General features: G+C 69.5%; 22 protein-coding genes. 8 read left to right on the top strand and 14 right to left on the bottom strand.

The window, feature by feature from the left end; all coding sequences use genetic code 11:
• Window positions 1–10: 10 nt before the first annotated feature.
• The 3 genes from AC27L4_RS13660 to AC27L4_RS13650 form a co-directional block, all read right to left on the bottom strand.
• The gene (locus AC27L4_RS13660) at window positions 11–859 is read right to left on the bottom strand and encodes a HEAT repeat domain-containing protein (RefSeq protein ID WP_487142740.1); all 849 of its coding nucleotides are present in this window, start codon (window positions 857–859) and stop codon (window positions 11–13) included.
• Between the two features lie 368 nt (window positions 860–1,227).
• Window positions 1,228–1,851, bottom strand: coding sequence for a TetR/AcrR family transcriptional regulator (locus AC27L4_RS13655; RefSeq protein ID WP_487142738.1), 624 nt, complete (start codon window positions 1,849–1,851; stop codon window positions 1,228–1,230).
• Window positions 1,852–1,937: 86 nt separating this feature from the next.
• Window positions 1,938–2,705 carry a pyrroline-5-carboxylate reductase gene (locus AC27L4_RS13650; RefSeq protein ID WP_487142737.1) on the bottom strand — a complete coding sequence of 256 codons (768 nt, stop codon included), beginning with the start codon at window positions 2,703–2,705 and terminating at the stop codon, window positions 1,938–1,940.
• A gap of 337 nt (window positions 2,706–3,042) precedes the next feature.
• Here AC27L4_RS13650 and AC27L4_RS13645 point away from each other — a divergent pair, with 337 nt between their 5' ends.
• Entirely contained in the window at window positions 3,043–3,747 is a 705-nt protein-coding gene (locus tag AC27L4_RS13645) for an SDR family oxidoreductase (protein WP_487142736.1), read from the top strand.
• A 77-nt stretch (window positions 3,748–3,824) separates the two neighbouring features.
• Here the strand turns inward: AC27L4_RS13645 and pdxR are convergent, their stop codons facing one another.
• Window positions 3,825–5,291, bottom strand: a complete 1,467-nt coding sequence (gene pdxR / locus AC27L4_RS13640) for a MocR-like pyridoxine biosynthesis transcription factor PdxR (RefSeq protein ID WP_487142735.1) — start codon at window positions 5,289–5,291, stop codon at window positions 3,825–3,827.
• A gap of 73 nt (window positions 5,292–5,364) precedes the next feature.
• Between pdxR and AC27L4_RS13635 the strand changes: the two genes are divergently transcribed.
• The 6 genes from AC27L4_RS13635 to AC27L4_RS13610 all read left to right on the top strand — a co-directional run bounded on the left by AC27L4_RS13635 (window position 5,365) and on the right by AC27L4_RS13610 (window position 11,727).
• Window positions 5,365–5,985 (top strand): FMN-binding negative transcriptional regulator, encoded by a 621-nt coding sequence (locus AC27L4_RS13635; RefSeq protein ID WP_487142734.1) that lies wholly within the window; start codon window positions 5,365–5,367, stop codon window positions 5,983–5,985.
• A 7-nt stretch (window positions 5,986–5,992) separates the two neighbouring features.
• A complete protein-coding gene (locus AC27L4_RS13630; RefSeq protein WP_487142733.1) occupies window positions 5,993–6,625 on the top strand; it encodes a LysE family translocator in 633 nt (210 codons plus the stop codon).
• Between the two features lie 13 nt (window positions 6,626–6,638).
• The gene (locus AC27L4_RS13625) at window positions 6,639–6,890 is read left to right on the top strand and encodes a type II toxin-antitoxin system prevent-host-death family antitoxin (RefSeq protein WP_487142732.1); all 252 of its coding nucleotides are present in this window, start codon (window positions 6,639–6,641) and stop codon (window positions 6,888–6,890) included.
• A 186-nt stretch (window positions 6,891–7,076) separates the two neighbouring features.
• The gene (locus AC27L4_RS13620) at window positions 7,077–8,657 is read left to right on the top strand and encodes an ABC-F family ATP-binding cassette domain-containing protein (protein ID WP_487142940.1); all 1,581 of its coding nucleotides are present in this window, start codon (window positions 7,077–7,079) and stop codon (window positions 8,655–8,657) included.
• Window positions 8,658–8,941: 284 nt separating this feature from the next.
• Window positions 8,942–9,814, top strand: coding sequence for a hypothetical protein (locus tag AC27L4_RS13615; RefSeq protein ID WP_487142731.1), 873 nt, complete (start codon window positions 8,942–8,944; stop codon window positions 9,812–9,814).
• 803 nt (window positions 9,815–10,617) lie between these two features.
• The gene (locus AC27L4_RS13610; protein ID WP_487142730.1) at window positions 10,618–11,727 is read left to right on the top strand and encodes an NADH:flavin oxidoreductase/NADH oxidase; all 1,110 of its coding nucleotides are present in this window, start codon (window positions 10,618–10,620) and stop codon (window positions 11,725–11,727) included.
• A gap of 263 nt (window positions 11,728–11,990) precedes the next feature.
• Here AC27L4_RS13610 and AC27L4_RS13605 read toward each other — a convergent pair whose 3' ends face one another.
• Together AC27L4_RS13605 and AC27L4_RS13600 are read right to left on the bottom strand one after the other, a co-directional pair.
• Window positions 11,991–12,227, bottom strand: a complete 237-nt coding sequence (locus AC27L4_RS13605) for a hypothetical protein (protein ID WP_487142729.1) — start codon at window positions 12,225–12,227, stop codon at window positions 11,991–11,993.
• A gap of 401 nt (window positions 12,228–12,628) precedes the next feature.
• A complete protein-coding gene (locus AC27L4_RS13600; RefSeq protein WP_487142728.1) occupies window positions 12,629–13,333 on the bottom strand; it encodes an outer membrane protein in 705 nt (234 codons plus the stop codon).
• Between the two features lie 451 nt (window positions 13,334–13,784).
• Here AC27L4_RS13600 and AC27L4_RS13595 point away from each other — a divergent pair, with 451 nt between their 5' ends.
• Window positions 13,785–14,645 (top strand): undecaprenyl-diphosphate phosphatase, encoded by an 861-nt coding sequence (locus AC27L4_RS13595; protein WP_487142726.1) that lies wholly within the window; start codon window positions 13,785–13,787, stop codon window positions 14,643–14,645.
• Window positions 14,646–14,914: 269 nt separating this feature from the next.
• Here AC27L4_RS13595 and AC27L4_RS13590 read toward each other — a convergent pair whose 3' ends face one another.
• From AC27L4_RS13590 to AC27L4_RS13555, 8 genes are all read right to left on the bottom strand, one after another.
• On the bottom strand, window positions 14,915–15,946 hold the full coding sequence (locus AC27L4_RS13590) for a Gfo/Idh/MocA family protein (RefSeq protein WP_487142725.1): 1,032 nt from the start codon (window positions 15,944–15,946) through the stop codon (window positions 14,915–14,917).
• Between the two features lie 93 nt (window positions 15,947–16,039).
• Window positions 16,040–16,567 carry a VOC family protein gene (locus AC27L4_RS13585; protein WP_487142724.1) on the bottom strand — a complete coding sequence of 176 codons (528 nt, stop codon included), beginning with the start codon at window positions 16,565–16,567 and terminating at the stop codon, window positions 16,040–16,042.
• 28 nt (window positions 16,568–16,595) lie between these two features.
• Window positions 16,596–16,904 carry a putative quinol monooxygenase gene (locus tag AC27L4_RS13580; protein ID WP_487142723.1) on the bottom strand — a complete coding sequence of 103 codons (309 nt, stop codon included), beginning with the start codon at window positions 16,902–16,904 and terminating at the stop codon, window positions 16,596–16,598.
• 35 nt (window positions 16,905–16,939) lie between these two features.
• A complete protein-coding gene (locus AC27L4_RS13575; RefSeq protein ID WP_487142722.1) occupies window positions 16,940–17,989 on the bottom strand; it encodes an ABC transporter permease in 1,050 nt (349 codons plus the stop codon).
• Complete coding sequence (locus AC27L4_RS13570) at window positions 17,986–19,539, bottom strand: sugar ABC transporter ATP-binding protein (RefSeq protein ID WP_487142721.1); 1,554 nt, start codon at window positions 19,537–19,539, stop codon at window positions 17,986–17,988. The genes AC27L4_RS13575 and AC27L4_RS13570 overlap by 4 nt, the downstream gene beginning before the upstream one ends.
• Before the next feature lie 27 nt (window positions 19,540–19,566).
• Window positions 19,567–20,529: a sugar ABC transporter substrate-binding protein gene (locus AC27L4_RS13565; protein ID WP_487142720.1), complete on the bottom strand. Its 963-nt coding sequence runs from the start codon at window positions 20,527–20,529 to the stop codon at window positions 19,567–19,569.
• Between the two features lie 108 nt (window positions 20,530–20,637).
• Entirely contained in the window at window positions 20,638–21,441 is an 804-nt protein-coding gene (locus AC27L4_RS13560) for an IclR family transcriptional regulator (RefSeq protein ID WP_487142719.1), read from the bottom strand.
• Window positions 21,442–21,480: 39 nt separating this feature from the next.
• A complete protein-coding gene (locus AC27L4_RS13555; RefSeq protein ID WP_487142718.1) occupies window positions 21,481–22,716 on the bottom strand; it encodes a substrate-binding domain-containing protein in 1,236 nt (411 codons plus the stop codon).
• Window positions 22,717–22,764 lie beyond the last annotated feature (48 nt).

Here is a 22,764-nt window from a genome sequence, read left to right as displayed (position 1 = left end):
CAGGTCCTCGTCAGGCGGCGGCGCCGGGCGCCGCGTCCTGCCCGAGCGTCGCCAGGGCGGCGCGCCGCACGGAAGGGTCGGCGTCCCGCACGAGATGCTCGCGCAGCAGGGCGAGGCCGGCGTCGGAATCAACCTCGTAGAGCGCCTCAGCCGCGCTCCAGCGGACGAAGCCCGCTTCCTGCGAGGTGGCGAGGGCATGCAGGGACGCCGCATCCCTGGCGTCGCCCATGGCGCCCAGCATCCGCGCGGCCAATTCCATGCGCGAGGCTTGAAGATTGGTGGAGGTGAGGTGTTTCGGCGCCTTGCTGCCCCGGTCGTAGACCCAGGTCACGGGACCTTGGGCTTTCGAATGCAGCACCAGGAGGACGCCGGGCTGCGCCATCCGGGGAAAATCGAGGATCCGCTCGAAGGCGGGCACGCCGACCGGCTTCCGGGGCTCGAGGATCATCCATTCGCAATCGGACAGAACGGGCGGCCTCCTGGCGACCTCGCCGCGCTCGATGCCTGTCGCATACGAAGGAACAGCAAGGCTCGAAGTCGAGATGTTCGTCATGATCAGATCAAATTCGCCGGCGCTCAACTCCGGACCGGGATGGTCGAAACCGACCAGCTTCATCTGCAGATTGAAATCCCCAAATCGATGAAGATAGACATAGTCCTCATTCATCGATTCTGCGTTTCCCTGCTCCGCGCCGCGGGCGAGGGCCGCCAGGCTCAGCGCCGCCAATGCCTCCGGGTCGAGGTCGTCAAACATCTCCTTGAATGTCCAGAAATCGCTGCCAGGCCGGCGCATGATTTCCGCAGCCCGAATGGCGAGAGTCTCCAAAGGATCTGCCTCTTGCACGAACAACTCCCCCATGTCATGCTCTCCGGCTGGTCATGCAAGATAAAACTCAAGGCCAAATTTATCCTGAGGCTCCTCGGCCGAGGAACCGTTACAAGGCATGATGGTTTCGCAATGTCGGTATCTGCAGGTGCAGGCAGATATTATCAATTTTAAGGTCATGACGGTAAAGTATGCACTTCCATAGCCAGGGCATGACCGTATGTCAACCGACGTTGTATTGATCCGTGATGCGTGTTTTGTCTTGTGCCGATCGCGTCATGCTCCCGTCCCATCGGCTCGACGTCATCCCGATCCGGCGAGAGGCCGGAGCCGTCCTGGAGCAGGCGTGACCGTGCGACAGTCCGAGGCGGCCGCGTGGGCCGCGGCGTCTTCGCCGTGCCTCACTGCCAGTTCGGCAGCATCTCGCGCAGGCATCGGGCGGCGTAGCCGGTGGCGTCCTCGACGGCGAGGTGCTCGGAGGCGCAGAATTCCATGAAGCCCTCGGCGAACATGACATGCACCATGTTCGCCGCCAGGGCCGTGTCCAGGGTGGCGGTGAGCTTGCCCTGCGCCTTGTAGAAGGCCAGCAGGCGCTCGATCTGCGAGGTGAACATCCAGCGGTAGCGGCGGAAGCGCTCGTCCGCGCGTTCGCGCACCGCCACGGCCATGATCTCCAGCCAGAGGGCCTTGCCGCCCTCGGCGTCGAGGTCGCCGATATCGGCGCGCATCAGCCGCACGAGGTCGTTCAGGAGGTCGCCGCTCGGCGTCTCCAGCACGGCCTCGCACTGGGCGGCGGTGTTGGTGACGCGGCTGCGGACCAGGAACTCGATGAGGATGTCGCGCTTTGTCCCGAAATAGTTGTAGACCGTCTTGGTGGAGACGCCGGCTGCCCGCGCGATATCCTCCATCCGGGTATGGCCGTAGCCGTCCCGTCCGAACAGCTCGACCGCGGTGCTGATCAGCAGGGCGCGCTGCCGCTCCTTCTTCCTGTCCCGTAAGATCGGCGTCGTCTCCCGTGGCCACACCCGGCCTGTCTCTATCGGGGCGCTGCCGGAAGGGCAATTCGCCGAGGGACCCGCATAGCGGGCGGCAGGCCCGGAACGCGCCGGGCCTATCCCTCGATCCGCGCCAGCACCCGGTCGAGCGCGTCGAGCAGGGCCTTGCTGCCGCCCTTGCCGTCGAAGTCGGCGAAGACCTGCTCGTTCAGGCCGCCGCGCGTCGCGAAAGCGCGCCGGAGCTCGCCGAACGGCGTCTGCCCGGAAGCCAGCGCCATCTGCGACAGGCTGGCGAACAGCGGCAGCAGGTAGGCGCGCGCCTTCGCCGCGGGCATGCCCTGCGCCTCGAGCCAGCCCGTCGTCCGCTCGAGAATGCCGAGATAGGTGGCCATCAGCGCACTGGCGGCGCCGGCCAGGTCATATTCCCGCTTCGTCTCGCATTCGAGCGCGGTGCCCAGCGCCGAGAAGATCGCGGCGACCCGCGCATGCGGCGGGTGGATGGCGGTGACGCTCCGGCGCTCGGCGGCGAAGGGCAGCGGAATGGCCTGCACGAGCTCGACCTCCTGGCCGATCCAGGCCGACAGCCGGTCGAGCGGCGTCGCGGCGATCAGGCTGACGACCAGTTGCCCCGGGCGGAACCGCAAGGCCCCGACGACCTCCTCGGCGATCTGCGGCCGCACCGCGAGGAACAGCACCTCCGCCGCGTCGACGACCGCCTGGTTGTCGGCGCCGATGCGGACGATCGGGAAGCGGGCGGCGAGGGTGGCGGCGACCTCGGCGTTGCGGGGGGAGAGGACGATCTCCGTGATCGGCAATCCGGATCCGGCCAGCCCCGTGACCAGCGCCTGCGTGATCTCACCCGTTCCGACGAAGCCGTATCGCATGGCGCGCCACCTCCGGAGATTGTCCCTTCGAATCGCTGATCGGGTTTTCGCCGCCGCCGAGGCGGGATTCAAGCGCTGAATCGGCCGTCGGGGCGGCAAGGCAAGCCATGCGGGCCGGATCGCGGTGGGAAAGCCCGAGCCGGCGGCGGTGGTGCTGCATCACAGAGGCACGGCATTCCGCGCGCCCCCGAGGAGCGTCCGGTGACTCCCGCCACGATTGATTTTGCATTCTCGATGCACAAGTGCGAGCAGGTTCGGGAGAACCTGCTTAGGCTGGAGAAGGCGGGCCGGCCGCCGGGTGAGCCGGCGCATGACAGGCATCGACAGGGAGAGGGACATGGCAGTCGAGAAGGTCGCGATGATCACCGCGGGCGGCAGCGGCATGGGAGCGGATGCGGCGCGCCGGCTCGCCGCCGACGGTTTCAAAGTCGCCATCCTGTCCTCCTCGGGCAAGGGCGAGGCGCTGGCCCGCGAGCTCGGCGGCATCGGCGTCACCGGCTCGAACCAGTCCAACGACGATCTCAAGCGGCTGGTCGACCTCGCCATGGCGAGCTGGGGCCGGATCGACGTGCTGGTCAACAGCGCCGGCCACGGGCCGCGCGCGCCGCTGCTGGAGATCAGCGACGAGGATTGGCACCGCGGCATGGACGTCTATTTCATGAACGTGGTGCGCCCGGTCCGGCTGGTCGCGCCGATCATGCAGCGCCAGAAGTCCGGCGCGATCATCAACATCTCGACGGCCTGGGTGTTCGAGCCGTCGGCGATGTTCCCGACCTCCGCCGTCTTCCGTGCGGGCCTGGCCTCCTACACCAAGCTCTTCGCCGACAGCTTTGCCGCCGACAATGTCCGGATGAACAATGTGCTGCCCGGCTGGATCGACAGCCTGCCGGCCACGGAGGAGCGCCGCCAGGCCGTGCCGATGCGGCGCTACGGCCGCAGCGACGAGATCGCCGCGACGATCGCCTTCCTGGCCTCGGACGGGGCCGGCTACATCACCGGCCAGAGCATCCGGGTGGACGGCGGCCTGATGCGCTCGGTGTAAGGAGCGGAGGCGACGGTCGTCCGGAGAGGGACGGGGTCCGATCGGAACACAGGCCGAGCCTCGCGGCCCCGTACCCCTCACGCGGCGAGATCGTCCAGCGCCCGCCGGAGCGCCGCCACGCCCCTGGGAATATCGGCCGCCGGCAAGGCGGCGTAGCCGAGCACGAAGCCGGCGGGCCGGTCCGGCCCGGCGCCGTGGTAGAGCGGCGACACCGGATGCAGGCCGAGGCCGTGCCGGCGGGCCGCGGCGGCGAGTTCGCCTTCGCGGTCGCGGCCGAGCTCTGGAAACCAGGCGACGAGGTGCAGGCCCGCCGCCTCGCCCTCGACCGCGACCCTGCCGCCGAGCTCGCTGGCGAGGGCCGCGAGCAGCGCGGCGCGGCGCTCGCCGTTGAGGCGGCGGACGCGCCGGACATGCCGCTCATAGCCGCCGCCGGCGATGAAGGCGGCGAGGGCCGCCTGCTCAAGTCCGGCGGAATGGCGGTCCGCCAGCCGCTTCACCGCCCGCAGGCCCGGGACCAGGGCGGGCGGCGCCACGAGGTAGCCGAGCCTGAGGCGCGGCGACAGCGTCTTGGAGAAGGTGCCGACATAGACGACCGAGCGCAGGCCGTCGATCGCGGCCAGCGCCTCGACCGGCTGCGAGCCATAGCGATATTCGCCGTCATAATCGTCCTCGATCACGAAGGCGCCGGCGCGCGCGCACCAGTCGAGCAGCACGCGCCGCCGCGCCGCCGGCAGGACGCCGCCGAGCGGAAACTGGTGCGAGGGCGTCACGAGGGCGGCGCGGGCGCGGGGCACGCGGCCGAGCAGGTCGGTGCGCAGTCCCTGGGCATCGGCCGGCACCGGCACGAGCGTGGCGCCGGCCGCCTGGAGGGCCTGGCGCGCCAGGGGATAGCCGGGCTCCTCCACGACCACCCGGTCGCCCGGATCGACGAGCAGCCGGGCGCAGAGGTCGATCGCCTGCTGCGAGCCGTTGACGATCAGGATCTGGCCGGCGTCGCAGGCCAGGCCGCGCGCCCGGCGCAGATAGCCCTGCAGCGCCGTCCGCAGCGCCGGCAGGCCGGCCGGATCCTCATAGGCGAGGCGTTCGGGGCGCGCCAGCACCGCCGCGGTGAGCGCCCGCTTCCAGGCGAGCGTCGGAAAATCAGCCGCCGGCATGTCGCCGTAGCGAAAGTCGATCGGGGCGCGGCTGTCCGGCGTGACCGCCGGGCCGGGGAGGGCGAGCGCCCGTCCGGCATAGGCCGACAGCGAGGCCGGCGTCGCCGCGGGGGCGATCCTGCGCCCGCCGGCGGGGCGGGGCATGAGCCCCTCGGCGACGCGGGCCCTGGCGCCCTGGCGCGTGTCGAGATAGCCCTCGGCGGCGAGCTGGTCATAGGCGATGGTCACGGTGGTGCGCGACACGCCCAGCTCGGCGGCGAGGGCGCGGGTCGACGGCAGCAGCACGCCGGCGCCGTAGGTGCCGTCGGCGATCTGCGCCTTGAGCGCCGTGGCGATGGCGGCGGCGCCGAGCGGCCGGCCCCGCCCCTCGGCGCCCTGAAACTGGTCCATGCCTTCTCCTCCGAACTGGCTGTTCCTGCCGGTCCAGTCACACGATATTGCGAAGTCGACCAGGAGGCGAGCCATGTACATCCCCCCAGCATTCCAGGAGACCGACGCCGCCGCGATCCAGGCGATCCTGCACGAGTCGCGGCTTGCCAATCTGGTCACGAACGGGCCGGGCGGGCTGATGGCGACGCCGCTGCCGCTGTTCCTCGATCCGGCGGAGGGTGCGCAGGGCGTGCTCTACGGCCATGTCGCCCGGGCGAACCCGCAATGGCGGGAGGGCGGCGGCGAGGCGCTGGCGATCGTCCAGGGGCCGGACGCCTATGTCACGCCGTCCTGGTACGCGACCAAGGCCGAGACCGGCAAGGTGGTGCCGACCTGGAACTATGTGGCCGTCCACGCCTATGGTCCGGTCGAATTCTTCGAGGATCCGGCCCGGCTGCTGGAGGTGGTCACGCGGCTGACCGTCCGGCACGAGCAGGGCAGGGCGCATCCCTGGGCTGTGAGCGACGCGCCCGAGGACTTCATCCGCGCCCAGCTCAAGGGTATCGTCGGCGTGCGCCTGCCGATCGTCCGGCTCGAAGCCAAGCGCAAGATGAGCCAGAATCGCAGCGCCGCCGACCGCGCCGGCGTGGCGGCCGGGCTGGCGGCGAGCCAGCACGACGCCGATCGCGCCGTGTCCCACCTCATTCCGTTGTGAGCAATCGATGACCTCCCTCGACCTCTGGCTCGCCTTCATCGCGACCACGGCGATCTTCGCCTTCATCCCCGGTCCGGCCATGCTCTATGCGGCCGCGCGAACCCTGGCGGGCGGCCGATGGGCCGGCCTGATGGCCTCGCTCGGCATCCATCTCGGCGGCTATGTCCATGTGATCGCCGCCGCGGCCGGCCTGTCCTTCCTGCTCCACGCCGTGCCGACGCTCTACCTCGTGGTGAAGCTGGGTGGAGCGGCCTATCTCGTCTGGCTCGGCATCGGCCTGTTCCGGCAGAAGGACGAGGCCGGCGAGGCGGGAGCGGGTCCGGTCGTCGCCTCCGGCCGCCGCGCCTTCGCGCAGAGCGTCGCGGTCGAGGTGCTCAACCCGAAGACCGCGGTGTTCTTCCTCGCCTTCCTGCCCCAGTTCGTCGATCCGGCCGGCCCGCTGCCGGTCTGGGGCCAGTTCCTGCTGCTCGGGGCGATCGTCAACCTGACCTTCAGCCTGGCCGATCTCGTCTGCGTGCTGCTGGCCGGCGCGGTCATGGCGCGTCTGCGCCGCTCCGGCCGGGTCCAGCGCCTGATGCGGCGCACGGGCGGGGCGGTGCTGGTCGGGCTCGGAGCGGACTTGGCGCTGCGGCGAGGGTGAGGGCGGGCCTGCCATGCGAACTTATTCGACCAGCGATCTGTCGCGGAAGGCCGGCGACATCGTTGCCGATGCGATACGTCATCCCGTCACGATCACCCAGCGCAAGAAGCCCCGTCTCGTCCTGCTCAGTGTCGAGGCCTATCGCCAGTTGACCCGGCGGGCGGACACCCGCCCCGCTGGGACGCTCGAAACGATGGCTGAAGACCTGTTCGAGGAGATCGAGACGGAATTGGCCCGGTATGAGCGTGAAAGCGCCGAATCGTGAGCTACGACGATATTCGGTCCCGCCCCATCGGACCGCAACGAATGGTCGCTCGACACCGGCCTTGATCGCAACAAGCGGCGGCCTTACGTATGACGCCCGCCCGCCATTCCGACAGGATGTCAGCCGCCATGGATTTCACGCCGACCGCAATGCCGATCCGCCTTGCCGCCGGGAAAGTCCATGTCCATGCTTGCTTCCATCGTCCTGTCCAGCCTGACCCTGTCCGCGCCTGACGGGCGCACCCTTCTCACCGACATCGACCTCAGCTTCGGCCCGGAGCGTACCGGCCTCGTCGGGCGCAACGGCGTCGGCAAGACCACGCTGCTGGCGCTGATCGCCGGCGAGCGCCGGCCCCAGGCCGGCACGGTCACGGTCACCGGCACGCTCGGCCTGTTTCGCCAGACCGTGCAGGTGAAGCCGGACGAGACCCTGGCCGACCTGTTCGGGGTCGGGGACGCGCTCACCCTGCTGCACCGGGCCGAGCGCGGCGAGGCCACCGCGGAAGACCTGGCGCAGGCCGACTGGACGCTGGAGGCGCGCCTGGCGTCGGCCCTGGCGCGGGTCGGCCTCGACGCGCCGCCGCAGACGCCGCTGGCCGCGTTGTCCGGCGGCCAGCGCACGCGGGCGGGCCTTGCCGCGCTGGTCTTCGCCGAGCCCGACGTCCTGCTGCTCGACGAGCCCACCAACAATCTCGACCGGGAGGGCCGCCAAGCTCTCTGCGATCTGATGGCCGGTTGGCGGGCCGGCGCGATCGTCGTCAGCCACGACCGGGAGCTCCTCGACCTGATGGACGGCATCGTCGAGCTGACCTCGCTCGGCGCCACGCGCTATGGTGGCAACTGGAGCGCCTATCGCCGGCGCAAGGCGCTGGAGCTGGACGCCGCGCGGCACGATCTGGCGGACGCGGAGAAACGGGCCGCCGACATCGCGCACCGGGCCCGGCTCGCGGCCGAGCGCAAAGCGCGCAAGGACGGCGCCGGCCGGCGCAAGGGCGCGAAGGGCGACATGCCGCGCATCCTTCTCGGCGGGATGAAGGAGCGCAGCGAGAATTCCGGCGGTGACGGCGCACGCCTTGCCGAGAGCCGGCGGACGCAGGCTGCCGACGCCGTCGCCGCGGCGCGCGAGCGCATCGAGATCCTGCAGCCCTTGTCGGTCGTCCTGCCTTCGACCGGCCTGCCGGCGGGCCGCGCCGTCCTGGCGGTCGACGCCGTCACCGCCGGCTACGACCCGGACCGCCCGGTCCTGCGCGGGCTGTCCTTTGCCATCACCGGTCCGGAGCGCGTTGCCGTGACCGGTCCCAACGGCACGGGCAAGACCACCTTGCTGGCCCTGCTCGCCGGCCGGCTGCAGCCCCGGGCCGGCACCGTGCGGGTGATGACCGGTTTCGCCCTGCTGGACCAGCGGGTCGGCCTGCTCGATCCCTCGGCCTCGATCCGGGACAATTTCCGCCGCCTCAATCCGCAGGCCGACGAGAATGCCTGCCGCGCGGCGCTCGCCCGCTTCATGTTCCGGGCCGATGCGGCGCTCCAGCCCGTGTCCGGCCTCAGCGGCGGGCAGGTGCTGCGCGCCGGCCTCGCCTGCGTGCTGGGCGGAACCGCGCCGCCGCCGCTGCTGATGCTCGATGAGCCGACCAACCATCTCGACATCGATTCGATCCAGGCGGTCGAAGCCGGTCTGCGCGCCTATGACGGCGCATTGGTGGTGGTCAGCCATGACGAGGCCTTCCTCGCCGCGACCGGGATCGACCGGAGGCTGGAGCTGCGGTGACCGTTCCTGTCGGTGGTCGGTGATTTTTCCGCACGGCCGTCCGGCCGAGCCCGCAATCGGGGGCGGCGTGTCGACGGGGCCACAGGTCCGCGGGCACAAGGCCAGGAGTGCGACCCGCGACGAAATGCCCGTAGCCGCATCGCCCGCGTCCAGTATTGTCCGGCGCGGCCGAAATGCTCGGTCCGGCGAAGCGGTTTTGGGGAGCCGCGGCGCATGCATCATCGGCAGTTGCGGCCAGAGTTGTGCGCATGGATGCTTCCCTTTCCCCGCTCCGCGTGATTCGCATGCTGGCTCAGGGCCCTACGGCCCGGAGCATCAAGAGTATCTGGTCCAGACTGTTCTTCTGGCCGCTCTATGCCGTGCGCAAGCGCCGGCTGGAGCGATTCGGCCTCGCCCGCCGCTCGGACGCCCCGGCGGCGCCCCTGGATCTCGGGGCGGACTGCGGTTGCCGGCACAAATATTTCGCCACGCAGGGCGCGACCGATGTGAGAGGATTCGGCCACGCCGCCGGCCCGAAATTTCTCGCCGACCGCTTCGGGCAGACGGCGGCGGTGATCGACCTCGACCGGTTTCCCGACTTCCAGGCCTGGCGCCGCCACGTCTCGAAGCTGACGGAGGGCAAGTATCACCGCTCGGCGAACAAGGCGCGCCGCCTCGGCTATGCCTCGCGCTTCATCGGCGCCAAGTCCTATGCCCGCAGCCTGTACGAGCTCACGGGCTCCAAGCCGCGACGCTCCAAGGGGATCCTGGTCTGGGCTTCGATCCTCGGCCCGCGAGAGGGGCTCGTCGACACCGGCGCGCCGATGACCTGGTCCTCCTGCCCTCGGCACTGGCGGCTGACCTGGGGCGCTTTTCGCGCCGAGGAGGGCGGCGAGCGGCTGGCGGCCTTCGCCAAGCTGGTGCGTGCCGGCGACCTCGTCCGGGTGGAGAGCTTCATCGGCCATGGCGCCGCCCTGTCCGACGGCGTCACCAAGATGCTGATGTTCGACATCATGGAATGGCTGCTGGCACGCGAGCACCCCCATGCCCGGGGCGTGCGCTACCTCCTGCATGGCTCGGTCGAGGAGGGCGGGATCGGGCTCTTCGACTGGAAGCGCTATCTCGGCTTCGTGCCGATGCTGTTCGACATGGTCATGTCCTGTAAGGACATCGTCTGACGCCCGCCCGTCCGTCGCCGGGGAGCGCCGGGCGGACGCCGGCCCGCCGCGCGGTGCCCCGCGGGCAGCCTGACGGAAGCCGGCCCGGCTTCGCCGCCGACGGAAAGTGGCCGGCGCGATCGCCCGCATCGACCCAAACTTAACGATTCTCCTCTACGAATGACGATGTACGGAGCCACGTTTGCGGTGACGAGGCGGACTGATGTTGCCCTTGGCCATTACTCTTGTCGTGATCGGTGGATATGTCGGGCTCCAGCTCGCCGTCACCCCGCTCGATGGCTATCTGAGCAAGAGGTTGTGGCGTGGCACGGCGTGGTCGCCGCTCCGCCCCGCGAATCGGCGAGATCGACACGTCCTCTAGCAGGCTGCTGAAAAACTGCTTTGTTCACGGGACGTGCCGCAATCGGAATGAGTCCGAAGCCGAATCGAACCGGGTACATCGGGGACTTTTTCAGCAGCCTGCTAGAGCAAAGCGCGTTTTGATGGAAACGCGCTTTGCTCTAACGCCTTGTTTCGACGCGTCTTTGCGACTTGATGTGATTCCGTCAAATCGCAAAACGCATTAGGCAGGGGCTCTCGAACCGGCGGGGCATGCCGGCGGCCGCGGCCGGCCGAGTGTCCATGCCGCGGGGCCGAGCCGCGGTGTCGCACCTGTTCGGCGGTCGGGGCGGGCGGCCTCGTCCCGCGCCACCATCGCTCGATCGAGGCCCTGGACGGATCCAGCCGGGGGGGCCGGCTTCGATGAGCTTTGCGCCCGTCCCAAGCTTCAGCCATCCTCGGGATCGCAAAGTCAGGGAAGGCGAATGAGCATGGCAACGCTGTTTACCCCTTTCCGGGTCGGAGGGCTCGACCTGAGGAACCGCATCGTCATTGCGCCGATGTGCCAGTACTCGGCCGAGAACGGCGAGATGAACGACTGGCACCTGATGCATCTGGGCAACCTTGCTCAGTCCGGCGCCGGCATCCTGACGATCGAGGCGACGGCCGTCACGCCGGAGGGGCGCATTTCGTACGGCGACGTCGGGCTGTACTCCGACGCCTGCGAGCGGGCCATGGACCGAGTCCTCGACGGCATCCGGCGCTGGTCGCCGATGCCGATCGCGATCCAGCTCGGCCACGCCGGCCGCAAGGCCTCCAGCGAAGTGCCGTGGAAAGGGGGAGGGCAGATCGCGTCCGGCCTGGAGAACGGCTGGCGGACGCTCGCCCCGAGCGCGCTGCCCTATGACGCGTCCTGCGAGAGCCCGGACGCCCTGGATCGGGCCGGGCTCGACCGCATCCGGTCGGCCTTCGTGTCCGCCGCACGGCGGTCCGCCCGTCTCGGCCTGGACGCCGTCCAGATCCATGGCGCCCATGGCTATCTGCTGCACCAATTCCTGTCGCCTTTGTCCAACCGTCGGACCGACGACTATGGCGGCTCGCTCGACAACCGCATGCGGTTTCCCCTGGAAGTCTTCGAGGCCGTGCGCCATGCATTTCCGGCCGGACGACCGGTCACCATGCGGGTGTCGGCGACGGACTGGGTCGAGGGCGGCTGGGACGTCGAGCAGACGATCGCCTTTGCCAGGGCCCTCGAGGCCAGGGGGTGCGATGCCGTCCACGTCTCGAGCGGCGGCCTGGCGCGTGACCAGAAGATTGCGATCGGCCCGGGCTACCAGGTGCCCTTTGCGCGCGCCGTGAAGCAAGCCGTCGGCATCCCCGTCATCGCCGTCGGCCTGATCACGGAGTTCGAGCAGGCCGAGGCGATCCTGGCGCGGGGCGAGGCGGACCTGATCGCCCTTGCCAGGGCCGTTCTCTACAATCCGCGCTGGCCGTGGCATGCCGCCGCGCATTTCGGCGAGAGCGTCCGCGCGGCGGATCAGTACCTGCGATGCCAACCCGCGCAACACCGCAATCTCTTCAAGCGGGAGGATTGAACTGCACCCATGGCCCGACCGGCGCGTCGGGCCCGCGCGCCCGGCCGCCCTCGTCCCCCCGGACGCGATCTCCGGCGATCCCGACATGGCGCGTAGCCTCGCTCGCCAAGGCTAATTCGCTTCTCATTCACGGCGACGCATTGTCGTGGGCCACCGGCGGCGGACGCGCCGTGCGGCCCTGGAGTCGGGGAGCGCGCCTCCACGTGCATCTCCGGCTCCAGGCACCGGCTTTTGCCTCGCCCCCGGGGGCGAGGCAGCCTGGCCTAGGGGCCGGCGGGATGTCTCCTGTTCGGGCAGGACCATCCCTGTTCCCGCAGGTGGTTCGGCCGGCCGAGCACGGCCGCAAGCTCGCGGCTCGCCGACATCATCGCCATGCTGGCCCGGTGCACGGCACCGCCGGCGACCATGCCGTGCATTTCCCGCTCGATGACATGCCGCAGCGCTCCCGCGGCCGCCAGCAGCCGCTCTGCGTCGATGTGATTCATCCGCTCCTGCTCCATCATTCCGCCATCCTCGAGCGCAGGCACACGCCGGGACGAACAGGGCCGGCCGCTGCGCCATTCACCGATGCTCCGACTGGGCGTGCGGAAGACCGTCGCAGCCGGCTCCGGTGCTGCCCCGTCCGGAGCAGCACCGGCTGGCGGATGCAGCCGCCCGTGACCGGGCAGGCCGCAAGCCTGACACCCGGCCCCGGCCGGTGCGCCGCATCATTCCGGCGGGGCAGCCCCCGGCCGCCCTTCCAGCCGGCCAAGGCCTCGGAGCTGCGGTGAAAGAACGAGGCGATGGCCGGCGCGGCCTCTAACGCAGCCTCTCGTGGCTCCTGCCACGATTGATTTGCATGTCCGGTGCAGAATCAGTTCTGCTCAAACTTGCAAGTATCTGCAGGTTCGGGAGAGCCTGCTCAGAATTTGTACTCCAGCGCAACGCGTACGGTATTCTGGTCGAAATTGACCTTCTGGTCGTTGAAGCCGAGCCCCTTCGACTGGAAATTGTATTTCTGGTCGCCGAAGCCGTCATAGATATATTCGAGGCGACCGATCCAGTTGGGCGTGAAGGCGTATTCCACGCCGGCGCCCGCGTTCCAGCCGACAAGGTCCTTGCTGATCGACACAGAGTTGCCGCTGATCGCATCGGACTGCGTCACCTTGTCGTCCGCAAACGACACGCCGCCGGCAGCATAGAACAGCAAATTGTCCAAGGCATAACCGACCCGTCCACGGACGCGGCCGATATACGTGCTCTCCGACTTGACGTTCTGGGTGTCGAGCGCGCTGTTCACAAAGTCCTTGTCCGAGCTCAAGCCGTTGTAGCCGAACTCGCCTTCGACGCCGAGGACGAAGGCGTCGATCTGGTAGTTGTAGCCGAGCAGGCCGCCTCCCGTGAAGCCGTTCGGCGACAGCGAGACGTCAGTCGATCCGTTGTCGTTCTTAACGTCGCTGGTTCCGAAGGCGCCGCCGGCATAGGCGCCGACATAGAAGCCGGTCCAAGTCAGTGGCAGGACCACGGGTGCGACGGGCTCGACCGGGGCCGGGGTGAGATCCGCGGCGAAGACGGCCGTCGACGAGAGAAGCAGCGAGGCTGCGGCGGGGACTATCAATCTGAACATCTGGGATTTTCCGAGTTCGATACTGCGCCAGATGACCGGCCGGCAGCCCCACCCGGTTGCGGTCACCCCCTATATGAGCCAGGGAAGTCGAAATGTATAGAGAAAACACCTCTTGCGATATCCGGTGTGCAACTGTCCGAACCTATGAAGCAATAATGCAACATCTAATAGTTGTGCCTCAAAAAAGTCATAGTAACATATTTCTGTTTGGCGTTGATATGCTCACGTTTGCTTCAGGAAACTCTGGGAATGGCCGTGCCGTTGGCGCTCAACCGGGCGGTCGGCGCAATGATGACAGGTTAGCGCTGCGAAGTCGGCGTTTTTGCGGCGACCTGTCGGCGCCGCGCCTGCGCCGACAGGTCACGGTGCGGCCGTCAGGCGGAGAGGGCGTCCGTGCCGGGCGGCGGCTGCGGGTCCAGGCGGAGCGAGGATCATCGGCACGAGGGGGCTCATGAGCGGGGCTTGCACGGAAGGCGTGGATACGGGCTTCGTCGCCCTGGGCGCGGCCAAGGTCGCCCTGCTTGGGGTCGTCCAGGGGATCACCGAGCTGATGCCGATCTCGTCCACCGCGCATATGCGGCTGGTCCCGGCCGTCCTCGGCTGGCAGGATCCCGGCTCCGCCTTCTCGGCGGCCATGCAGCTTGCAGCGCTCGGCGCGGTGATCTGCTATTTCTGGAGGGATGTCCGATGGCTCGCCGGCGGCACATATGCGGCTGTGCGGGGGCGGGACTGGACGTCACCGTCCTTCCGCCTGGCCGTTGGAATCGTTCTGGGCACGGTACCCATCGTGCTGGCGGGCCTTGCCCTGGCGCCCTTGCTCAACCGTTGCGGCAGCCCGTTGCGGACCCTGCCGGTCATCGGCCTGGCCTGCCTGGCCATGGCCGGACTCCTGGCCCTGGCCGAACGGTTGGCCCGGCATGAGCGGAAGGTCGAGGACATGCGCCTGCGGGACGCGCTGATCGTCGGCCTCGCCCAGGTCGGCGCGCTGATTCCCGGCGTCTCACGCTCCGGCTCGACCCTGACGGCCGCGCTGTTTCGCAGCTTCACCCGCGAGGAGGCGGCGCGCCTTTCCTTCCTCCTCGGCATTCCGGCCATCGCGCTCGCCGGCTTGCATGAGATCGGCGCCCTTCTTCATGCCCATCTCGATACCCATGGCTGGCTGATCCTGCTGATCGGCCTTGCCACCGGGGCCCTCTCGTCCTTCGTGGCCCTGTGGAGCCTGATGCGCATCCTCGAGCGCTTTTCCACCTGGCCCTTCATCGTCTATCGCATCCTGCTCGGCATCGCCGTCCTCTGGGTCGCCTTCCGCTGAACCATCGGTCGGGCCACGCGAAGCCGCGCCGCGCAGCGGACGGCTCGCGGCGCGCCGGATCGGCCGGGGCCTGCGCAGGATCAGTCCCGGAGGGCGGCGATCTCCGCACGGAGGCCGCGGAGCAGGGCGCGTTGCGAGGGAAGCGCCGCCCCGCTCCCGGGAGCCCGTCCTAAAGCGTTTTGCGATTTGACGGAATCGCGTCAAGTCGCAAAGACGCGTCGAAACAAGGAGTTGGAGCAAAGCGCGTTTCCACCAAAACGCGCTTTGCTCTAGCCGCCGCAGGCGACGGCGGCGCCCTTCGAGGCCGCCTCGGCAAGCGCCAGGACGGCTCGCGTGTTGGCGCGCGCATCCTCGAGCGTGTAGCGCGGCCGGTCGCCGTCGAGGACGGCGCGGCTGAATTCGCGGAACTCGGCCGTGAACATGCTCGCGGCGGGGAAGCTCTCGATGACCGGCTCGATGCCGTCCAGGAACACCTCGTCGCCGAAGCGGTGCGACAACAGGCGGGTGAACGGTTCGCCGCGCATGCCGGTGCCCTGCAGGCTGATCCAGCCCTCGGTGCCGACGATCTCGACCTGGCTGAGCGGATTGACGTGGTCGAACGAGACCGAGAAGATCGAGGTCCGGCCGCCGCCGAAATCGAGCACGCCCGATGTCGTGGTGTCGACCCGCTCGCCCGGACGGACCCATTGGGTCGCCAGGGCGCCGGCCGGCTCCGCGGCAAAGATGAGACGGCTCATGTTGACGGCGTAGCATCCCATGTCCCACAGCGCGCCGCCGCCTGCATCCGGGTCGAAGCGGATGTTGTAGCTGTCGTAGAACTGCTTGAACCCGAGCGTGACGCGGGCCAGGCGCGCCTCGCCGATCCGGCCGGACCGGATCATGTCCATCGCCCGCTCCCAGCGCGGCGCGAAGCGGTACATGAAGGCTTCCATCACCTGCCGTCCCGAGCGCCTGGCGGCCGCGTCGATCGCGTCGATCTCCGCCATCGACAGCGCCAGCGGCTTTTCGCAGAGCACGTGCTTGCCGGCGTCGAGGGCGGCGACCACCCACTCGGCGTGCAGGTGGTTGGGAAGGGGAATGTAGACGGCCTCGATGTCGCGGTCGTCGAGCAACTGCCGATAGGAGGGATAGGCCTTCTCAGCGCCCCAGCGGACGCGGTCGGCCTCGGCTGCCTCGGGCCGGCGGCTCGAGACGGCCAGCAGGCGGGCATTGCCCGCCGTCAGCAGGCCGGGAATCGCGGCATTGTTGATCCAGGCGGAGCCCAGCACGCCCCAGTTGACGCGTCGTGTCGTGTCGTTCATGTGCTCGATCTCATCTGGCCGGGCGGCGGCGAGCCCCCGGGGATCCGTTGCAGGCAGTCCCGCGCCCCGCATCGGGGACGCGGGTGCGCTCCTTCACGCCGGCTCCGGCGGATAGATGGAGACCATGTCCGGCGGAAGGTCCTGCCAGGGGCAGTTGCCGAGCTCGTAGACGAAGTCCAGCTTCGGCTCGGTGTCGAGGTAGAAGTGGAAGTCGGCCACGAACTGGCCGGTCTGCGTCACCGGAATGCCGCGGGCCTCGTAGTCCGCGACGATGTCCTTCATCCGGTCGTCCGCGAGCTTCTCCTTGATATGATGCAGGCCCTCGCCGCGACGCTGGATGTACTCCTCGTAGATCATCGGGCCGCGGACGGGTTGGATCAGCTCGATCTCCATGCCGCCGACATGGGTGATCGCGATCCGGAACTCGAACGGTTCCTCCACCAGGCGACCGCCGACCCGCAGGTTCTTGACGGTCTTGTCGGTGAAGCGGAAGACGCGCCAGGGCCCGATGCGCAGGACGTCGATCCAGGCCTGCATCGATTTTTCGAGGTCGCGGGTCACCCAGGCGATCTGCTGGATCTGCCGCGTCTTGTTGAGCGCGCGCAATTCGTCGTTGGTCATGGACGGCTGTCCTCCTTGGCCGGCGGCGTCACCGGTCGTAGGGGCTTACCATGTCGAAGAAGCGCAGTTCGACAGGCTTGGCGAGGTATTCGCCCTGCTTGGCGAACCAGTCCTTCTGGTAGTCCAGCGCGATGTGGCGGTCGAAATCGGCGCGCTCGGCCCAGTTCTCGTAGAAATAGAACATGTTCGGGTCGTCGAGACTGACGTGGAAGTGGTAGTCCACGCATCCCTGCTCGGCGCGGGACCTGGCGACGAAGCTGGTCAGCAGGGCCAGCAGGGCTTCGCGCTTCTCCGGCTTGGCATGGAGCGTGGCGGTCAGGTTGAACTTGGGCTGCATCGGTGCTCTCCGTTTCGGTGGATGACGCGCCGCGATCAGCGGCGCCGGGTGAAGGATGCGAGCAGGTCGGACGCGGGATTGCCGGGCGAGCGCAGCGTGCTGATCAGCACGGCGAGCAGGACGACAAGGCCGTTCGCGACATACTGGGCGTAGGTGTTGACCCCGAACAGGACCATCGCATTGTTCAGCACGGCGATGAACAGGCCGCCCAGCATCGTGCCGAGCATCGAGCCCTTGCCGCCGAACAGGCTGGCGCCGCCGACGATCACGGCGGTGATGACCGCGAATTCGAGGCCGACGCCCATGCCGGCATTGCCGGCGGCGAGCCGCGAGGTCTGCAGCAGCCCCGAGACGCCGGCCAGGAATCCCGTCAGGCCGAACAGCACGGTCCGCACGGCGGCGACCGGCACGCCCGACAGGTAGGCCGCGTCCGCATTGCCGCCGATGGTGTAGACGGAGCGGCCGAACGAGGTGCGGTTGGCGATCACCGAGAAGACGAGGAAGACCGCGATCAGGATCAGCGCCGGCACGGGCAGGCCGAGGAAGGAACCGGTCCCCCACCAGTTGAAGCCGTCGTCGAGGATCGGAATCGGGATGGCGTCGGTCAGCAGCCAGGCGCCGCCCTTGAGCGCCGAGAACAGGGCCAGGGTGACGATGAACGAGGGCAGGCCGAAGAAGGCCCGGATCGCCCCGGCGGCGAGGCCGATCAGGGTCGAGGTGGCCAGGACCGCGGCGGCCGCCACGGGAAACGGCCAGCCCAGATTGACGGCGAGGACCCCGAACAGCGCCGAGGTGAAGGCGACCGCGGAGCCGACGCTGATGTCGATCTCGCCGGCGATGATCACCAGCGTCATGCCGAGCGCGATGATGCCGGTGAAGGCCATCTGGCGCAGGATGTCGAGGAGGTTGGCGACCGAGGCGAAGTGGGGCGCGAAAATCACGGAGCCCGCGACGAGGACCGCGAGCGCGATCAGCAGCCCGCCATGGTCGAGCGCCACGTCCCGCGCCATCCCCCTCCACCATGCCGGTGCCGCGCCCCGTCCGGAGGACGGGCCGGCCGGCGCGGCCGTGCGTCCCTCGCTCATGGACCGACTCCCGCCATGGCCAGTTGCATCACATCCTCCAGGTTGGTGCCGGCGACGGCGCGTTCGGCGACGATGCGCCCTTGCGCCATGACCAGCAGGCGGTCGCACATGACGAACAGCTCCTCCATCTCCGAGGAGGCGACGATGATGGCCATGCCCTCGGCCGCGAGATCGCGGAGCAGCGCGTAGATCTGGGTCTTGGCCTCGATGTCGACGCCGCGCGTCGGCTCGTCCAGAAGCAGGACCCGGATGCCGGCGTTGAGGCACTTGCCGAGCACCACCTTCTGCTGGTTGCCGCCGGACAGCGTGTGCACCGGGCGTCCCGCGTCGTCGACCTTGATCGACAAGCGGCGGATCGAGGCCGCGGCAACGGCCTCCTCCCGCCGCCGCGACAGGAAGCCGCCCCGCCGGATCCGGGACGGGCACGACATCACGAGGTTGCTGGAGACCGACATGGCCAGGGCCAGCCCCTCGCGCTTGCGGTCCTCGGGCGCGAAGCCGAGGCCGTCGGCGATCGCGTGCCGGGGCGAGGCCCGGCGCGGGCCGGAGCCGACCACCTCGATGGCGCCGGAGACCGGGCGCGACACACCGTAGATCGCCCGCAGCAGCCGCGTGCGGCCCGAGCCGAGCAGGCCGGCAAGGCCGAGGATCTCGCCCTTGCGCAGCTCGAAGGAGACCCCGTCCAGCTTCTCGTCCGACAGGCCCGAGACGCGGAGCGCAACCTCGCCGGCCGGGGCGCCGCGCGGCACGGGCACGAACCCCGCCGAGGCGCCGCCGGTCATCAGCCGCACGACCTCGGCCGTCGACAGCTCGGCGGCCGGCCGGGTGGCGACGTGCCGGCCGTCCCGCAGCACGGTGATGCTGTGGGCGATCTTCGGGATTTCGTCCATGCGGTGCGAGACGTAGACGATGGCGATGCCGCGGCTCGACAGATGCCGCACCAGCGCCAGCAGGCGCTCGACCTCCGTCACCGGCAACGAGCTCGTCGGCTCGTCGAGGATGAGCACGCGCGGACGGAAGGAGAGCGCCTTGGCGATCTCGACGATCTGCTGGTGGGCGATGGAGATGCGTCCGGCCTTGACCCGCGGGTCGAGGTCGACGCCGAGCTCGGCGAGCTGCTCGGCCGCCTTGGCCTCGAGCGTGCCGCGGCTGACGAAGGCCCGGCGACCCGACGCCTGGCTCCAGCGTCCGAGATAGATGTTCTCGGCGACGGAGAGTTCGGGGACGATCGCCAGTTCCTGGTTGACGATGGCGATGCCGCGGTCACGGGCGGCCTGCGGCGAGGCGAGCCGGACCGCCTCGCCCCCGGCCAGGACCTCGCCGCGGTCCGGCGTCGTGATCCCGGCCATGATCTTGACGAGGGTCGACTTGCCGGCCCCGTTCTTGCCCAGCAGCGCGCGGACCTCGCCGGCGGCGATCTCGAAGTCGACGCCGTCCAGCGCCTGCACCCCCGGATAGGCCTTGAAGCAGTCGCGCACGGCCAGCACGGGGGTCGGGCGCAGCCCTGCATCGCCGGCTTCGGCGGTTCCGATCGTCGCGTGCGCCACCATGGCGGCCCTGCCTCCCGGCTGCGCCCGTCAGTGCGCGTCGATGTATTTCTGGGCGGCGGCCACGTCCTGCTTGGAATAAGTGGGCGAGGCCGTGAACTGGTAGAATTCGCCGAGATCCTGGCCGCGGACCTGCTTGAGGGCCAGCTCGACGCCCGCCGCGCCCATGCCGTAGGGATCCTGCCCGGTGGTCCACACCACCGCGCCCTTCGGATCGACGATCATGTGCGCGACCTGGGGATTGACGTCGATGCCGAAGACCTGGACCCGGTCGGCCATGCCCTTGCCCTGCACCGCCTGGCCGGCGGCGATGGTGCCGTCGTCGTTCTCGCCGATGAAGACCTGCGCCTCCGGATGCGCGGTCAGCATGGCGTCGGCGATCGGCCGGGCCTTGTCGACCTGGAAGCCTTCCTGCTCGTCGGCCAGCTTGATGTCGAGCCCGGCCAGGGCCTTGTCGATGCCGGCGCGGCGGTCCTTGCAGGTGTCGAAGGTCTGGCAGGTCAGCATCAGCAGGGTGGCCTTGCCGCCGAGCTTCTGCCTGACGTAGTCGGCGACCTGGGTGCCGGTGATCTCGCCGATCTTCTTGTTGTCGCTGGTGACGAAGGCCTTGACCAGCTGCTTGTCCTCCGGCGAGCGGATGCAGGTGTTCCAGCACACGACCGGGATGCCCGCGTCCTTGGCCAGCTTCAGCGCGGCGATCGAACCGGTGGCCGACTGGGCGGAAATCAGGATCACGTCGACCTGGCGGCGGATGAAGGTCTGCACCAGCTCGGCCTCGCGGCCGACGTCGGAGTTGGCGTTCTCGATCAGGAGCTCGGCGCCCTCCTTGTCGGCGACGCTCTTCATGCCCTTGCGGGCTTCGGCGAAGAACGGATTCCCGAACAGCTCGATGACCCCGATGACCGGCTTCTTGTCGTCGGCCCGGGCCGGGGTCTGCATGAAGCCGGCGGCGGCGGCAGCCACGGCCATGGCGGCGAATAGTCTGGTCCTCATCAGCGTTCCCCGTCGCTTGCGTCCTTTCATTGTGTCGGACGCTTGTTCGATATGTTGAACAAGCAAATGCTACGAAAGCCCTTGGACAGTGTCAAGGGCAACACGTCCCTACGGTGTGGCGGCCATGCCGGCCGAATCGGGCGTCGCGAGCTCGCGGCAGGCCGCGGCGACGGCGATGGCGGCGCGGCCGAGATCGGCCCGTCGCGCCGGCGACAAGGCATCGGTCCGCGCGGCGATCGCCACGGCCGCGATCGTCTCACCCGATCGTCCGTCATCGATGGGCGCGCCGAAGCTGGTCATGCCGGCCGCCGTCGACTCCTCGTCCACATGGAAGCCGTGGATCCGTTCCGCGGCGAGCTCGGCCGCCAGTTGCCGGGCGGTCGGCATCCGGCCGGCGACGCCGGTCAGGGTCGAGGCCGCGGCCGCGAGAACCTCGGCCAGCCGGGCCTGCGAGAGGGCGCCGAGAAAGCACCGGCCCGACGCGGTCGACCATGCGGGCAGGCGCAGCCCGACCCGCGCGGTGATCGGCAGGGCCGCTCGGCCGTGCCGTACCGCCACGATGACGATGTCGACGCCCTCGAGGATCGACAGGATCACGGTCTCGTCGCGGACCTCCGGCACGGACTCGCAGGCGTCGGCGAAGACCTCGATCAGCCTTCGGCCGCCGACGAGGCCGCGCGCCAGCTCGACGAGATGGTGTCCGAGCAGGTAGTGCCCGTCGCGGTCGCGCCAGAGCAATCCGTGCCTCGCCAGAGTGGCGCAGATGTCCGAGACCGAGCTCTTGGACACCTCGGTCCGGCGTGCAATCGCCGAGACCGAGGCTGCGCCGGCCTGCTGCGCCAGATCGTCGAGGATCGCCACCGCCTTGGCGACGGCGGGGGCCTTGGCGGCAGGGTCAGCGGGCCTGCGCATCGCTGGCCTCCTTGTTCGCGGCATGCGGGGGAAGGTCGCTCACCCGGCCTCCGCGTCCCAGGGCGCATAGGCCCCGGCATTGGCGGGCGTGATCAGCGCCGTGGGCAGGAGCCAGGTGCGGCGCGGCAGGTGACCGCCGGAGTAGATGAGATCGGCGAGCCGCAGTGCGGCGCGCCCGAGCTCCAGCGGATTCTGCGCCGCGGTCGCGATGATGCTGCGCCCGGCCAGGAGCGGCCCAAGCGCCGCCGACGAACCGTCGACGCTGAGGATGGCCACGCGAGCCCCGCGTGCCTCGAACGTGTCGAGGACGCCGAGCGCCGTCGGATCGTTGATGCTGAAAACGGCGTCGACATGGGGATGCCGGTCGAGGATGAGGTGCGCCAGGTCGCGCCCCCTGTCGAACGTGTTGTCGCCGTCGAGGCGATCGACGACCCGGATCCCCGGAAACTCCCGCAAGGCGCTGAGGAAGCCGCTGATCCTGTCGAAATTGCCGGTGATGCGCGTGCCGCCGATGATGACGACCTCGCCGCCGCCGTGCAGCGTCGCGCCCAGATGCCGGCCGATCAGCTCTCCGGCCTGGACGTTGTCGGTGGCGACCATGGCGTCGGCGCCGCTGGCGCCGGCATTGACGGCGATCACCGGGATGCCCTTCGCTGCAATGGCCGCCACCCCCGCCGCCACGCCCTCCGAATCCACGGGATCGACGATGACGGCATCGACGCCCTGCGCCGCGAGACGCTCCATCTGCCGAAGCTGGCGCTCCAGCACCTGGTCCGCGTCGAGGATCGTCACGGCGATGCCGAGCCGCCCCGCCGCTGCGGCGATCGCGTCGGCCTCGGCGCGGAAGAACGGGTTGGTGAAATTCTGGACGACCACGCCCAGCGTCTTCAGCCGCGGGGGATGGCTGAGCTGCGCCGCCGCGAGCTCGGCGATGCGGATGCCGATCCGGTAGCGGCCGGCCACGTCCTTGCGCAGCAGCCGCTCGGCCACCAGCACGTCGCAGATGTTCAGCAGGCTGCTCTTGGGCACGGTCAGCAGCCGGGCGAGCTCGGACAGCGTCAGCCCGCCGCCGGAGGTGGAGACGACGTCGAGCAGCGCCGCCGCCCTGGACAGGGCCGGCACGCGGCTGCCGCCGTCGGCGGCCTCGCCGGCAGGCGCCGCGCCGGCGACTGGCTCGGCCGGGGAGGGCGGCGGGGACGCGGCCGCGCCGCGAATCGGCCCGGGCCGCGCCATGCCCGGGGCCGCCGGGCGGCCGCGATTGTCATGATCGTGCATGCACGCCTGCTACTTCAGATCGAGGCAAAGGACCAGCGGCGCGGCTTG

The sequence above is a fragment of the Labrys sp. Lb11 genome (genome assembly GCF_057554225.1).
Note: the sequence above shows the minus strand (reverse complement) of the source record. Positions and strands in the feature narration are given on the sequence as shown.

Bases quoted from the DNA above. Each gene is read 5' to 3' on its own strand.
- AC27L4_RS13660 (WP_487142740.1), bottom strand. From the start codon at position 859: ATGGGGGAGTTGTTCGTGCAAGAGGCAGATCCTTTGGAGACTCTCGCC.
- AC27L4_RS13650 (WP_487142737.1), bottom strand. From the start codon at position 2,705: ATGCGATACGGCTTCGTCGGAACGGGTGAGATCACGCAGGCGCTGGTC.
- AC27L4_RS13645 (WP_487142736.1), top strand. From the start codon at position 3,043: ATGGCAGTCGAGAAGGTCGCGATGATCACCGCGGGCGGCAGCGGCATG.
- pdxR (WP_487142735.1), bottom strand. From the start codon at position 5,291: ATGGACCAGTTTCAGGGCGCCGAGGGGCGGGGCCGGCCGCTCGGCGCC.
- AC27L4_RS13635 (WP_487142734.1), top strand. From the start codon at position 5,365: ATGTACATCCCCCCAGCATTCCAGGAGACCGACGCCGCCGCGATCCAG.
- AC27L4_RS13630 (WP_487142733.1), top strand. From the start codon at position 5,993: ATGACCTCCCTCGACCTCTGGCTCGCCTTCATCGCGACCACGGCGATC.
- AC27L4_RS13625 (WP_487142732.1), top strand. From the start codon at position 6,639: ATGCGAACTTATTCGACCAGCGATCTGTCGCGGAAGGCCGGCGACATC.
- AC27L4_RS13620 (WP_487142940.1), top strand. From the start codon at position 7,077: ATGCTTGCTTCCATCGTCCTGTCCAGCCTGACCCTGTCCGCGCCTGAC.
- AC27L4_RS13615 (WP_487142731.1), top strand. From the start codon at position 8,942: ATGCTGGCTCAGGGCCCTACGGCCCGGAGCATCAAGAGTATCTGGTCC.
- AC27L4_RS13610 (WP_487142730.1), top strand. From the start codon at position 10,618: ATGAGCATGGCAACGCTGTTTACCCCTTTCCGGGTCGGAGGGCTCGAC.
- AC27L4_RS13605 (WP_487142729.1), bottom strand. From the start codon at position 12,227: ATGGAGCAGGAGCGGATGAATCACATCGACGCAGAGCGGCTGCTGGCG.
- AC27L4_RS13600 (WP_487142728.1), bottom strand. From the start codon at position 13,333: ATGTTCAGATTGATAGTCCCCGCCGCAGCCTCGCTGCTTCTCTCGTCG.
- AC27L4_RS13595 (WP_487142726.1), top strand. From the start codon at position 13,785: ATGAGCGGGGCTTGCACGGAAGGCGTGGATACGGGCTTCGTCGCCCTG.
- AC27L4_RS13590 (WP_487142725.1), bottom strand. From the start codon at position 15,946: ATGAACGACACGACACGACGCGTCAACTGGGGCGTGCTGGGCTCCGCC.
- AC27L4_RS13585 (WP_487142724.1), bottom strand. From the start codon at position 16,567: ATGACCAACGACGAATTGCGCGCGCTCAACAAGACGCGGCAGATCCAG.
- AC27L4_RS13580 (WP_487142723.1), bottom strand. From the start codon at position 16,904: ATGCAGCCCAAGTTCAACCTGACCGCCACGCTCCATGCCAAGCCGGAG.
- AC27L4_RS13575 (WP_487142722.1), bottom strand. From the start codon at position 17,989: ATGAGCGAGGGACGCACGGCCGCGCCGGCCGGCCCGTCCTCCGGACGG.
- AC27L4_RS13570 (WP_487142721.1), bottom strand. From the start codon at position 19,539: ATGGTGGCGCACGCGACGATCGGAACCGCCGAAGCCGGCGATGCAGGG.
- AC27L4_RS13565 (WP_487142720.1), bottom strand. From the start codon at position 20,529: ATGAGGACCAGACTATTCGCCGCCATGGCCGTGGCTGCCGCCGCCGCC.
- AC27L4_RS13560 (WP_487142719.1), bottom strand. From the start codon at position 21,441: ATGCGCAGGCCCGCTGACCCTGCCGCCAAGGCCCCCGCCGTCGCCAAG.
- AC27L4_RS13555 (WP_487142718.1), bottom strand. From the start codon at position 22,716: ATGCACGATCATGACAATCGCGGCCGCCCGGCGGCCCCGGGCATGGCG.